Below are 12,727 nucleotides of genomic sequence, written 5' to 3'. Positions count from 1 at the left end.
CGTCTGACCTGGTCCATCTGGCGGCGACGGCACCAATATCGAGCGCGCCTCTGCCACCAGCGATGGCATACCTACGCCGAGACAACACCATGATCACAACAATCTACGGCTGCCGTAACATGTTGAAGTCCATAAGACTCTGGCTGGCAGGCGCATTCGCCTTCCTGAATGCTTCGTGCGCGCTGGAAAACGACATCTTCTCAATCGGCGCGACCGCCTGTTTCCTGGCAGCGGCCTATCTGGGGTTCCACCGCATTCGAGACCGGAACCTCCGCGGCGCGGACGGCGTGTTCAGCCTCCTCACCTGGCCGCTCCTGGGAGTCGTCACCCTGTATCTCGGCTGCCTGTTCTCCTGGCCCTACCCGCTCTATATGAGCATCGCCGCGGCATTCTTGGCCGTCGCGGTAATCCTGGGCATCCGTAAAGACCTGCTGGAACGCAAGGCCCTTCGCGAAAGCGTCCCCCACCCGTAGCACGCCTCACCCCGGGATGCCGTGCAGGCCGCCCCCACTCCAGTACCTGCCGTCCTCCAGGGCGAGGAAGAGGTTGCCGTCCCATCCCTGGACGAAGTGGAACCGGTGGCGGGCCCTGATCCCGGGCGGCAGGTCGAGGACGACCGTTTCCAGGGCCCGCTCCAGCGGGGTCACGAGGGTTCGAAACGGAGGCGGAAGGTGGCCGGGCGGGCGTGGAGTTCGTACTGCGGCAGGGTGCCGGGGCCGCAGGAGGCGGTGCCGATGCCGTGCTGGGCCAGGTCCAGGTTGAGGTGGAGGCGGCCGTCGGGGACGAGGTCGGGGCGGTGGGCGGCGGCGTCGAGGGTGGCGGCGCTCCAGGGGCGGACGGTGAGGCCGAACACCGGGTCGCCGCTGATCCGGACGCCCGCGATCTCCGCCCAGCGGACGGCGGCGCGGTGGCCGTTCTCCTGCGGGTAGACGTACGGGGTCTGCATGGCGGGCACCGTGCTGGTCCATCTGGCGACCCTGGTGGCCAGGCCGGTGTCGGGGTACGCCTCGCCCGGTCCCAGCCCGTACCAGACGACCCGCTGCGAGGTGGCCGGCAGAGCCATGACGAGGCCGAGGCGCGGGATCGGCTCGGCCCAGTCGCCTTCGGGGACGAGGTCGACCCGGAGGTCGAGGGCGTCGCCGGCGGCGGTCCAGGTGTAGGTGGCGCGGATGCCGAGGTCGGTGGCGGCCGGGGCGACCCGGGTGTGGACGGTGAGGGCGTCGCCGCGTTCGATGGAGTCGAGGCGGTGGGTGAGGCGGTGCAGCCCGAGCGCCCGCCAGCGGGCCTCGGCGCCGCCGTAGCGGTCGTTGTCGGTCGGCGCCCGCCACAGCTCCAGCCGGGGACCTTCGGTGTCGAGGCCGAACAGGCGGGTGAGGCGTCCGGTCACCGGGTCGAACACCGCCCGGCCGACCTGGATCTCCTCGCCGTAGACGGCGGGGGCAGGCTCCCGGGTGTCCAGTCCGCGGCGGGGACGCGTACGGAGGTCTTCGGGGCCTTGGTGCGGGGTGCCGTCGGTGTCGAGCGGGACCTGGGCCCAAGCCACCTCGTGTCCCGCGTCCGCCCAGGGCTCGTCGCGGGCCAGGACGGCGCGGATCGTGAGCCAGCGCTCGCCCTCCCGGGCCGGGAACGCGGGCAGCTTCACCTCACCGCCCTCGGCGGGCACCTCCAGCAGGAACGACGCCCGCGGCTCGCCCTCCGCCTCCACCTCGGCGGAGAAGGCCAGGTGGGACAGGTCGCGGAACCCGTACTTGCTCCGGATCGTCACCGAGCCCGCCGAGAAGGAGAACGCGACCGGCTCGAACGCCTTCTTCAGGTCGAGCAGCCCGGGCGACGGCGTCCGGTCGGGGAAGAGGAGGCCGTCGACGACGAAGTTGCCGTCGTGCACCGTCTCGCCGTAGTCGCCGCCGTAGGCGTACTCGTGGACCGGATGCGCCAGGCCGTGGTCGATCCACTCCCAGACGAAGCCCCCGGCCAGCCGCGGGTAGCGCTCGAACAGCTCCTGGTAGTCGGCCAGCCCGCCGGGCCCGTTGCCCATCGCGTGCGCGTACTCGCACTGCAGGAACGGCATCGCGCGCCGCCGCGCGTCCAGCTCCGGGTCGTCCAGCGGGTCCTCGGCGCGCCGGCCGATCGCGTCGACCTCGGCGTGCGGGGCGTACATGCGGGAGTACACGTCGGTGTATTCGCACGACCGGTCGCCCTCGTAGTGGATGGGCCGGGACGGGTCGCGCTCGCGGGCCCACTCGGCCATGACGCCGAGGTTGCGGCCGACGCCGGCCTCGTTGCCGAGCGACCACATGATGACGCTGGGGTGGTTCTTGTCGCGTTCGACCATGCGGCGCATCCGGTCGAGGTACGCCTCCTCCCAGCGGGGGTCGTCGCTGGGGTTGCGCCGCCAGCCCGCCTGCCAGAAGCCGTGCGTCTCCAGGTCGCACTCGTCGATCACCCAGAGCCCGAGCTCGTCGCAGAGGTCGAGGAAGGCCGGGTGCGGCGGGTAGTGGCTGGTGCGGACTGCGTTGATGTTGTGCCGCTTCATCAGCAGCACGTCCTCGCGCATGGTCTCGTACGTCACGGCCCGCCCGCGCACGGGATGGAACTCGTGCCGGTTGACGCCCTTGAGCAGCAGCGGCCGCCCGTTGGCGAGCAGCACGCCGTCCTCGATGGAGACGGTGCGGAAGCCGACGCGCAGCCGGACGGTCTCCCCCGGCGCGCGCAGCACCGCCTCGTACAGCCGCGGCGTGTCGGCGCTCCACGGCTCCACGTCGGCGCTCACGCGCTCACCCGGCCGGAGCCCTCTGATGCCCAGCTCGGGCACATCGAGCGTGCCGGTCGTCCCGTCGAAGCCGAGAGTCCCGCGTCCTTCCTCGTACGAGGCGTGGACGAACACGTCGGCGGCCGAGCGGGTGAGCGTCACGTCGCGGAAGATGCCCGGCAGCCACCACATGTCCTGGTCTTCCAGGTAGCTGGCGGCCGACCACTGGTGGACGCGGACGGCCAGCACGTTCCGCCCCGGCCTCAGATACGGCCCGGCGTCGAACTCGGCGGGCAGCCGGCTGCCGGTGGTGAAGCCCAGCTCGTGCCCGTTCAGCCAGATCTTCGCGTACGATTCGACGCCCTCGAAGCGGATCCTGCCGCCGCTCCAGCCCTCCGGCAGGTCGAAGGCGCGCCGGTAGTCGCCGGTCGGGTTCTCGGTCGGCACGTGCGGCGGGTCGATCGGGAAAGGGTAGGAGACGTTGGTGTACGCGGGAGCGCCGTGGCCGTTCAGCGGCCAGTGCGACGGAACTTGCAGTTCGTCCCACCCCGTGTCGTCGTAGCCGGGGCCGGCGAAGTCCTCGGGGACGGTCGCCACCGGAGACAGGCGGAACCGCCAGGTGCCGTTGAGGTCGATAGAGGGAGCGTCCGAGCTGAGGGCCGCGCGGGGTTCGAGACGGCCGGAACCGGGGGTGAAACGTTCGCATTCCATCGCTTGCCGAGCCTAGATGCTGGGCCTGCTTTCGTCAGCGGCGTTTTTCGCGGCTCAGACGCCCGGTGCGGCGGCGAGGTAGCCGGCCAGCAGGCTCTCGGCCACCTCGTCCACGGTCTCGTCGCCGGGCAGGAACTCGGGGCTGTGCAGCCCGGCCCGGGTGTCGACCCCGACGAACATCATCAGCGACGGCATCAGCTCCCCGTACTGGGCGAAGTCGTCGCCGCCGCACGAGCGCAGCTCGTCGCTGACCGCCCGCCCGTTGGCGCGCAGCAGCTCGCCGGTCCTTACGGCGAGCGCGGCGTCGTTCACCAGCACCGGCTCGCCCCGGTGGATCTCGACGTCGGCCTCGCATCCGTGGGCGCGCGCCACGTCGCCGACCAGGCCGGTGAAGTGGGCGTGCAGCTTCTCCCGCCACGACGGTGACAGGGTGCGCAGGGTGCCGCGGGCCACGGACTCGCCCGGGATGGCGTTGGGCGCGGTGCCGGCGCGCACGTTGCCGAAGGTCACCACGGTCGGCACCATCGGGTCGGCGATCCGGCTGGTGAGCTGCTGGGCGGCCACGATCACCTGGGCCATCGCGACCACCGGGTCCCGGGTCAGGTGCGGGTAGGCGGCGTGCCCGCCGACGCCCTTCACCGTCACCCGGAACTCGTCGGCGGAGGCGTTGACCGCTCCCGGCGTGCAGGCGATCACCCCGCCGTCCAGCACCGGCTGCACGTGCGCGCCGATCATCGCGCGGACGTCGTGGCGGGTCAGCGCGCCGGAGCGGACCACGTCGACGGCGCCCGACGGGTAGCTCTCCTCGCGCGGCTGCAGCACGACCATGAGCGGGACCGGCCGCTCGTGGGCGGTGACGGTCTCGTACCCGGCCTCGGGCGGGCTGTCGCGGGTGTCCAGGATGGCGGTGACCCGGGCGACCGCGCGGGCCAGCGCGACCACGGCGGCCAGGTGGACGTCGTGGCCGCAGGCGTGCATGGCGTCGTTGGCGGCCGCCCACGGCACGCCGGTGCGCTCGGTGAGCGGCAGCGCGTCCAGCTCGCCGCGCACGCCCACGGCGGGCCCGGGGCCGCCGATCCTGACCAGCGCGCCGGTGTCGGCCACGTGCTCGACCGGGCCGTCCGGCAGCGCCTCCAGCACCCGCTGCAGCGTGGGCCCCTCCTCCCCCGACACCCGGGGATCGGCGTGCAGCTCCCGCCGCAGCCGCCGGGCCGCGGGCAGCTCGGCCCGCAGCGCCTCCCGCAGCAGCACATCGCGCCGCCCCGGCCGCACGTCGCCGCCGTCGGGACACCGCTCGCGCTGCTCGAACCACTGGTCCGGCAGATGATCCCGCCCCTCGTCACCGAAGTCCTGGTCGGCGACGTCGTCAGCAGCACCGGCGGCGGGATGGTCGCGGAGCTGGTCCGGCAGGTGGTCGCGTTCGGGGCCGTGTGGAGAGGTCATGTGGGATCTCCGAGTCCGTAGACGCGGCGGGCGTTGACGGCGCCGATCATGCCCGCCACCCGGGCGGCCTGGGCGGCCGTCCACTCGCCGTCGGAGACGAATCCGCCGAGCACCCGGGACATGGCCCGCCGCCACAGCTCGGCGCCGAGGAAGTGCAGCTCGGCGGGCCCCCACCCGTCCGACGAGAACATGATCTTGGCGAACGGCGCGACCTCCAGGCTCTCGCCCACCACGGCGGCGCTCCGCGCGCCGCTGTAGTGGACGGCCAGCCCCACGTCGAGGAAGACGTGCGGGTACGCGTGCGCCAGGTATCCGGCCTGGCGGTGGTACGGATAGCAGTGCAGCAGCACCAGCGGCACCCCCAATGGCTCGGCCCGTTCGATCAGCCCGCGCAGCAGCAGCGGGTCGGCGCGGCGCAGATCCAGGTCGGGGTCGCCGAACCCGGTGTGGAACTGCAGCGGCAGCCCGATCTCCAGCCCGGCCCAGATGAGGTGCCGCAGCAGCACCGGATTCTCCAGGCGGCCACCGCCGGCGAGCCAGCGCCCGGCGGCCTCGGTCACCTCGGCGGGCGAGGGCGGCTCCGGGTCGAGGTCGAGCCCGTGCCGGTAGGCGGCGATGCTCTTCAGCCCCCTGGCGGTGCGGGCGTGCTCGCCCAGCTCCTCGGCGAACCGCCCGGCGAAGCCCGCGGCGGTCACGCCCGTGGCGGCGACCCGCTCGGCCACGGCCTCCAGCCGCACCACCTCGTCCACGGGCACCCCGGTCACCTCGGCCATCGCGGAGGGCCCCAGGACCTCGTCGGCGCGGTAGCCGGTCTCGATCAGGTAGTGGCCCGCCCCCGCGGCGCCGAGCAGCCGCCGGTTCACCTCCTCCGCGCCCAGGCGGGCCCGCCGGGCCAGGTACTCCACGGACGAGGGGAACGGTTCGAGCCCGAGCACGGGCGCGCAGTGCCGCAGGATGGCCTGGCCGAGCTGGGAGTCGAACGAGGTCATCCAGTCGGGCACCGGCCCGCGCGCCTCGGTGATCAGCTCCTCGAACGCGCCGCGGGTCAGGTCGTGGCCGGTCACGCCGTGGGCGTGCTGGTCGACCAGCGGCAGTTCCCGGATGGCCTGGCCGAGCCCCGGCGGCAGGTCGAGGTCAGCGGACATCGGTCCCCCGGTCCGGCGTCCCTGTTGCGCGCACGTCTTTCCCCTCTGCGAACAGCGGCCCCAAACCGGACCTGTGCCCGCGATCGGGGCCGCCGAACGTGGGGACGGGCACGATCCGGCGTGCCCGTCCCCTTCCGGTCAGGCCGCGGCTCTGGCGGCGATCGCCACCGTGGCCTGGCGGGTGACGCCGTTGACGGTGACCGCGAGGGTCACCTGGCCCCGGCGGAGCGGGGTGAGCGTGCCGGTCTCCGGGTCGAACGCGGCGACGTGCCACGGCAGGGCCCGGGCGCGCGGCCCGATGTGCAGGTTGAGCGAGCCCGACCAGCGCGCCGACACCGGGTAGGCGACGGGCACCTGGCGCTCGCCCTGCCGGACGGTGGCGGTGACGGCGGCCGGGCCGCCGATCCGGACGGTGGCGGGGGCGGTCAGCGTCAGCTCGTCGACGTGCGGGCGGAGCTGGGCGCCGATCCAGTCGGGGGCGTCGGCGAACCAGTTGCGCCTCACGTGCTCGGCCTCCTTGGCGGTGACCGGGTCGACGCCCCACAGGGACCAGCCGGTGAAGCCGCCGTCGCCGGGCGGGGTGGCCGGGTTCTTGGCGGAGTTGCCGTTGATCACGTACGGGACCGCGTCCACCCGGGAGGCGTGGAAGGTGCCGACGTGCCCGCCGATGAAGGCGGCGCCCTTGCCGGTCTCCCGCTGAAAGTCGGCGAGCCAGCCCTCCACCAGCGCGGCTTCCTTGCGGTCGCCGAGCTGGCTGCCCTTGCCGGGGGTGGGGTCGCGCGGCGGCACGTGGAAGAGCACCGCGACGGAGCCGATCGACCGGTCGCGGGCGGCCTCGTCCAGTTTCGTGCGGAGCATTCCGATCTGCTCGAAGCCGCCGCCGCGCAGGCTGAGGCGGGAGGTGTCGAGTGTGATGAAGCGGGTGCCCTTGTGGTCGAAGCTGGTGTACGTGTCGCCGAAGACGGCCTTGAAGTTGCCGATGTCGCCGCCCATCACCTCATGGTTGCCCGGGATGTAGTGATATTTCAGGTCAGCGCCGAGCTCTTCGTCGAGGATCCGCTTGGCCAGCGCGAAGTCCTCCGGCGAGGCCTCGTCCACCAGGTCGCCGTTGACGACCAGGAAGTCCGGCTTGGCGGCCTTGATCTCCCTGAGCGTGCGCCGCGCGCCCTCGACCAGGTCGCTGTCAGGGTCGCGGGCGACGAACTGCGCGTCCGACATGACCGCGAACCGCCACGGCATGCCCGCCACGTCCGGCTTGACCACGGGATCGGTGACCTTCTCCTGCACAGGCGCCTCGACGGACGGCGGCACCTTGGCGACCAGCCCGTCGATCACGATCTCGTTGGTGTAGGAGGCGGCGGCCTTGGTCTCGGCCACGTAGAAGCGCCGCAGCGTGAGCGGGTAGCTGACGCCCGGCGGCACCGCGAACTCGACGTACCGCCAGCCGGTCCAGGTCAGGTACGGGCCGCGCAGGATCTGCGACTGGCCGAGCCCGTCGTAGAACTCCAGGCTGGGCCACTCCCCCTTGCCGGTGGAGTGGATCCAGAGCCCGAACGCCTGCGGCTGCCCCTCGATGACGAGCTGTCCCGGCGGGCTCGCGTAGGCGGCCCGGGTGGCGGTCGACTGGGTGAAGTCGTACGCGAGCTTGAGCCCGCCGCCGCTCTGGCCGGGCGCGGCCGAGACAGAGCCGGTGGCCCGCGCGGCGGCGAACGTCCACGAGGCGGCGTCCTCGAAGCCGGCGACCTCCTGGTCCTCGAAGCCGACGGTCACCGGCAGCGCCGTGCTGATCTTGCCGACCTTGGCGGTGATCAGCGCGGAGCCGGTGTCCTTCCTGGCCTTGACGGTGAAGGAGCCGTGCTCGTCGGCGGTGACGTCGAGCAGGGCGCGGTCGTAGTCGAGGGTCAGGTCCGCGGGCTCGATGGGGGCGGTGTTGCCGTTGCGGTCGTAGCCGACGATCCCGAACGTGGCGGTGTCGCCCGCGCCGCCCAGGCCGGCCCGGTCGCTGGTCGCGCCGAGGCGCTGGAGCGGCTGGAGCACGGTCAGCTCCAGGGAGCCCTCGGCCTTGCCGCGGGAGGCGGTGACGGTCGTGGTGCCGGGCACCAGGGCGTGGAATCTGCCGTTCCTGACGACGCCGTGGACGGCCGGTTTGCTCCGCCAGATCGGCGCTCCGGACGCGGGCCCGTACGTCTCGTCGTATCCGGCGGCGGTGAGCCGCCGCGTGAGCCCGGGGAAGACCCGCTCGGGACGCCCGCCGCCGATGGGGGCCGCGCCGGGGGCGCGGGCGGGGTCGATGGCGGTCTCCACCCAGAAGCCCTTGAGCTTGCCGCTGCCCTCCGGGGCGTAGAGGGCGAGGCCGTTGGGGACGTGCCGCTCGCCGCCGTCGGACGGGCTGTTCTCGACCTTCAGGGCGGTCTGGCCGGGCTCGCGGGCGAGCAGGGTGGAGGAGCCGCCGCCGTCGAGGTTGAGCGCGTTCGCCGCGCCCAGCTCGACCATCATCCCGGCCAGCTCGTCGAGGGTGACGCCGCGGCTGTCGGCCTGGCGGCCGTCCACGGTGAGCAGGTACATCTTCCGGCCGTCGGCGGAGAAGCCGACCGCGGTGCGGGGGTGCGCCGCCTGGTCGCCGGAGTGCTGCGCCTTGCCGTCCTTGACCAGCACCCAGTTCCCGCCGACCGCGGCCTTGACGTCCCCGCCGTCGGAGGCCTTGGGCTGGTACGCGACGTCCACCTTGTCGCCTTCCCGGAGCCCGGCCAGGGCGGCGGCGCCCGCGTCGCGGCCGAGCAGGATCGTGGTCCCGGCCGGGATGGGGCCCTCGCCCGCCTGCTGCCGGACGGCGGCGACGACGCCGTCCCGCAGTTCGACCTCGGTGACGGCGGTGGCGCCCTCGACGGCGCGGGCCCGGGTGTAGGAGCCCCACAGCGGGGTGAACAGGCCGACGCCGCCCGCCTGGATGCGCTGGTTGAACTGGGTGAGCGTGATCGGCGTGCCGCCTTCGGGGGTGGCGGTGCCGTCGAAGTGCATCTTGAGCACGCGGCCGACGCCGTCGCCGCTGATCGCCACCGCGTTGTCGTGGCCGGCGATCGGCGACTGGATGAGCTCGCCGTTCTGGACGCCGACGCCCTGGGCGGCGCCGGAGTTGTTGATGTCGAAGAAGTCGCCGTTGACGGCGGCGACGGCGCGGGAGCGTCCGGCGGGCCCGGACAGCGGCTCCGTCTTGGAGACCTCGCCGGAGAACACGTAGTCGGCGCTCGCTCCCCCGCCGAGGTCGGCGGTGAGCGCGTCGGCGCGGAGCCAGCCGAGCGGGTCCAGCCGGTCGAACGAGGTGAGCGTGATGCCGGGGGCGACCGGCCTGGTCTTCTTGGCGGTGTCGAGGCGGTCGCCGGCCGCCTGGGCGGCGACCAGGGTGGAGGGGGGAGGGTAGGACGACGCCTGGGGCGCGTCCTCTGCGGGGGGTGCGGGTTCTGCCTGTGCGGGCGCGGCCGCGGTGAGCACGAGCGCCGCGGCGGCGAGTAAACGGAGGGTCTGCACGACCGCATGCAATCGTTCGTGCGCATAAGTTTCAAGACCTTGAGGTGAACTGAAAGAAAATTTCAGATCTTCATGGGCACCGGACTCTCGCCGGGCGCGCGCTCCTCCGGGTCCCCGCTGTTGATCCCCGCGTACAGGACCAGCGGTACGGCCACCGCCACGACCATCGAGAGCACGGCGGTGCCCGAGTCATTGACCAGCATCCCGACCACCCCGCTCACCAGCGCGCCGATCAGCCCGGCCTTCAGCATGGGCGTGCGCTCGAAGGCCAGCGGCACCACCCCGGCGCTGATCTTGCCGGGCCGCAGGATCGCGAAGACCAGGAACGCCAGGCCGGTGAGCACGATCGGCATGAGGTTGGGCGAGAGCATGGTGTTGAGCATGGCCGCCAGCTTGCGCAGGATCATCGGCATGAACGTGCCGTCGAGCACCATGCCGACGAACCGCCCCAGGTGGGTCTGCGACGGCGCCGGCCGCAGGTAGTCGAGGATCGCGAGCGCCGACACGGTCACCCCGCCGAGCACGCAGAACCCGAGGAAGCGCAGCACCGACACCCGCTTGCCCGCCACCAGCAGCGCGGTCACCGCGATGCCGGGCACGAACGCGATCACGCCGCCGAAGTCGCTGCCGATCCCCGGCCAGCCCGCCAGCAGCATCGCGGCCACGCCCAGCCCGGCCACCACCGCCACCGCGGCCCGCCGCCGCCCGATCCTGACCAGCCGGTCGGCCGCCACCGCCGTGGTCATGAGCACCGAGGTGGCCAGCAACGCGAACGGGATGTTGGCCAGCCCGTAGTAGCGCCCGCCGACCACGGCCGTGTAGCCCATGAGGCTGTTGAACTGCAGGTTCGTGCCGGTCAGCAGGTCGGCCACCATGACCAGGCCGATGATCGCGGCCACCACGGCGGGCGGCCCCACCGGGCTGCGCCGCCACGGCCCGAGCACGGCGAGGGCGGTGATGGCCGACGCGATCGCCACCACCCCGGCGATGACCAGCGCGATCGGGTACGGCCCGTGCCCCCACGGCAGCACGTTCACCAGGTACGTCGAGACGGGCACGGCGGCCAGGCCGAGCGCGACCACGCCGACGGCGCGGGCGTCCCTGCGGCGCGACAGCACGTAGTAGGCGACCGCGTAGAACGCGACCGTGACGACGGCGAAGCCGGTGAAGAACATCCCCGTCGTGTTGCGGATGCCGGTGCCCATCATGTCGTCCCGGCGCAGCTCGGCGACGGCCTCCTCCAGCGGCAGCCGCTTCCCTGCCTGCCAGGGCAGGCCGATCACGGTCTGCGGCACCGGGATTCCGGCGGCGGTGAGCACGGTCGGCGTGGTGTCGGTGACGATGACGATGTGATCGCGCCGGGTCGAGGCGGTGCCGAGCAGCGCGCCGGACGCCTCGGCCCGCTTCCACATCGCCACCCGCAGGTGCGGCACCGACCCGTGGTCGCCGATGCCGGTCAGCACCACCTGGGCTCCGGCGGGCAGCTTCGCCAGCACCGCGCCGACCTCGGCGTCGGCCGCCCGCACGGCCTCCCGCCGCTGCTCGGGGGTGAGCGCCTCCGGCTCGGCGGGCAGCCTGCCGCTCGGCGCGAGGTACGGGCGGATCAGCTCGTCCACGGCCACGGCCAGCACCTTGCAGCGCGACCAGTCGGCCAGCGCGGCGGGCTCGGGAGCGTACACGTCCACCCTGCCTTCGGTGTCGGCCAGCGCCAGCGCGGCGCCGGGGCCGACGGCGGCGGTGCAGTGGCCGGCGGCGTGCACGGCCGAGCCGAGCGTGCCCGCGTACGTGCCGTCGCGGGTCGCGCGCAGCCCCTCGAACCAGGGCACCCGGGCACCCTCACCCGTCCGCTCCGGCTCGGGCGGCAGGCCGCACCGCTGCCCGACGGCCGAGCGGACGCCGGCGGAGACCGACAGCCAGCCGTCGAACGGGCAGGCGGTGGTGCCCACGGCCTTCACCGACACCGATCCCAGGTCGCTCTCCCCCGCGAGCCGCCACAGGTGGGGCGTCACCTGCGGGTCCACGTCCTCCCAGAGCAGGCCGGGCACGCCGATGAGCGCGACCGGGGGCTCGTCGGCGGCGGCGAGGGCGGGGGGCGCCACCCACCACAGCGCCGACGCGACCAGCAGGAAGTACGCCCATCTCACCGTTGCCTCCATAAAGGAGAAGGAATGCCGCGAAGGCCCGCGAACCGGAGATCATCGAGCAACGTAACACGCGGAACCCGCCGAGACCCGGCCCGATTTCTCCGCGACGCACGCGTCCGGGGCCTCCGTGGGTATCAATCCCGAGGGCCCTTCCGAGCCGGAATGGTTATCCACTGGCTTTGGGGCAGTTGTCAGCGCAGACTGGAAAGACGGCGATACACCGCAAAGTGGAGCATCCGTGGACAACTTTGATCACATGCCGGTTCTGTCCCGAGGCAGGCATCGAAATCCCAAACGTGGTGCCTGCTTCATGGAATTCGCGTCCTATCTGGCCGGTGAACGGTGGAGCGACCACCCGGCCTGCACCCACCCGCTGCTGTCGGCGCTCGCCCGGCTCGTCAACGACAACGTCTCCGACGACACGCGCGCCCGCCTGGTCCACCTGGTCCCGTCCATCATCGGCCTGACCAGCACGGACCTGCGCGTCGACGCCCACATCGCGCTCCGCTGCGCGACCACCGCGCTGCCCGTGGCCGCCGCCGAGCGCCAGCTCGCGCTCGCGGTCTCGGTGCTCGCCGCCGAGGAGATCCTCACCAGGCTGGACGGCGCCCCGCCCGGGAGCATGAGCCCGCGCAGCCGGGAGGCGATGGACCAGGTGCCGCAGGCCGCCGCGCAGGCCCGGAAGTTCAGCCGGGCGGCGAAGATCACCGAGAGGGGCTTCCGGAGGTACGCGGCCCCGAACGCGATCCAGCTGGCCGTGGTCGGGATCGTGCAGGCCTGCATCCCCGACCCGGACTCGATGCTGCGCGACCTGCTGGCGGCGGCGATCGACGACTGCTCCCGGCTGATCCGGACCCCGGAGACGGCCCCGGCCGCCCAGCTCGAAACCGCCTCCCGAGGGTGAGATTAGTCACATTTTAAGGGGCGATTAGGAGACCCTAAAAAACTCGTCCACCTGTTCGTATAGGAGGAAAAACCGCAGGTCAGGGAAGCCTTTCCTTCGTTGCGCC

8 protein-coding genes are annotated in these 12,727 nt (G+C 72.8%); 2 read left to right on the top strand and 6 right to left on the bottom strand.

The window, feature by feature from the left end; all coding sequences use genetic code 11:
* A partial coding sequence (locus AB0J42_RS34590) for a hypothetical protein (RefSeq protein ID WP_364302124.1) occupies positions 1–473 on the top strand: 473 nt, incomplete at its 5' end.
* A gap of 6 nt (positions 474–479) precedes the next feature.
* Here AB0J42_RS34590 and AB0J42_RS34585 read toward each other — a convergent pair.
* The 6 genes from AB0J42_RS34585 to AB0J42_RS34560 form a co-directional block, all read right to left on the bottom strand.
* Positions 480–647, bottom strand: a complete 168-nt coding sequence (locus AB0J42_RS34585) for a hypothetical protein (protein WP_364302122.1) — start codon at positions 645–647, stop codon at positions 480–482.
* The gene (locus AB0J42_RS34580; RefSeq protein WP_364302120.1) at positions 644–3,460 is read right to left on the bottom strand and encodes a glycoside hydrolase family 2 TIM barrel-domain containing protein; all 2,817 of its coding nucleotides are present in this window, start codon (positions 3,458–3,460) and stop codon (positions 644–646) included. The genes AB0J42_RS34585 and AB0J42_RS34580 overlap by 4 nt, the downstream gene beginning before the upstream one ends.
* 54 nt (positions 3,461–3,514) lie before the next feature.
* Positions 3,515–4,903 carry a M20 family metallopeptidase gene (locus AB0J42_RS34575; protein WP_364302118.1) on the bottom strand — a complete coding sequence of 463 codons (1,389 nt, stop codon included), beginning with the start codon at positions 4,901–4,903 and terminating at the stop codon, positions 3,515–3,517.
* The gene (locus tag AB0J42_RS34570) at positions 4,900–6,048 is read right to left on the bottom strand and encodes an amidohydrolase family protein (protein ID WP_364302115.1); all 1,149 of its coding nucleotides are present in this window, start codon (positions 6,046–6,048) and stop codon (positions 4,900–4,902) included. Before AB0J42_RS34570 ends, AB0J42_RS34575 begins: the two co-directional genes overlap by 4 nt.
* Positions 6,049–6,186: 138 nt before the next feature.
* Positions 6,187–9,573 (bottom strand): phosphodiester glycosidase family protein, encoded by a 3,387-nt coding sequence (locus tag AB0J42_RS34565; protein WP_364302113.1) that lies wholly within the window; start codon positions 9,571–9,573, stop codon positions 6,187–6,189.
* A 62-nt stretch (positions 9,574–9,635) separates the two neighbouring features.
* On the bottom strand, positions 9,636–11,717 hold the full coding sequence (locus AB0J42_RS34560; protein WP_364302111.1) for a hypothetical protein: 2,082 nt from the start codon (positions 11,715–11,717) through the stop codon (positions 9,636–9,638).
* A gap of 310 nt (positions 11,718–12,027) precedes the next feature.
* Between AB0J42_RS34560 and AB0J42_RS34555 the strand changes: the two genes are divergently transcribed.
* On the top strand, positions 12,028–12,621 hold the full coding sequence (locus tag AB0J42_RS34555; protein ID WP_364302108.1) for a hypothetical protein: 594 nt from the start codon (positions 12,028–12,030) through the stop codon (positions 12,619–12,621).
* The last annotated feature ends 106 nt before the right edge of the window (positions 12,622–12,727 follow it).

The sequence above is a fragment of the Nonomuraea sp. NPDC049649 genome (assembly GCF_040675175.1).
Classification (GTDB): Bacteria; Actinomycetota; Actinomycetes; order Streptosporangiales; family Streptosporangiaceae; genus Nonomuraea.
This window is presented reverse-complemented; position numbering and strand designations above follow the sequence as displayed.

What these genes read in the sequence shown, in the direction of transcription:
- AB0J42_RS34580 (WP_364302120.1), bottom strand. Translation starts at nt 3,460, where the DNA reads ATGGAATGCGAACGTTTCACCCCCGGTTCCGGCCGTCTCGAACCCCGC.
- AB0J42_RS34570 (WP_364302115.1), bottom strand. Translation starts at nt 6,048, where the DNA reads ATGTCCGCTGACCTCGACCTGCCGCCGGGGCTCGGCCAGGCCATCCGG.
- AB0J42_RS34555 (WP_364302108.1), top strand. Translation starts at nt 12,028, where the DNA reads ATGGAATTCGCGTCCTATCTGGCCGGTGAACGGTGGAGCGACCACCCG.
- AB0J42_RS34575 (WP_364302118.1), bottom strand. Translation starts at nt 4,903, where the DNA reads ATGACCTCTCCACACGGCCCCGAACGCGACCACCTGCCGGACCAGCTC.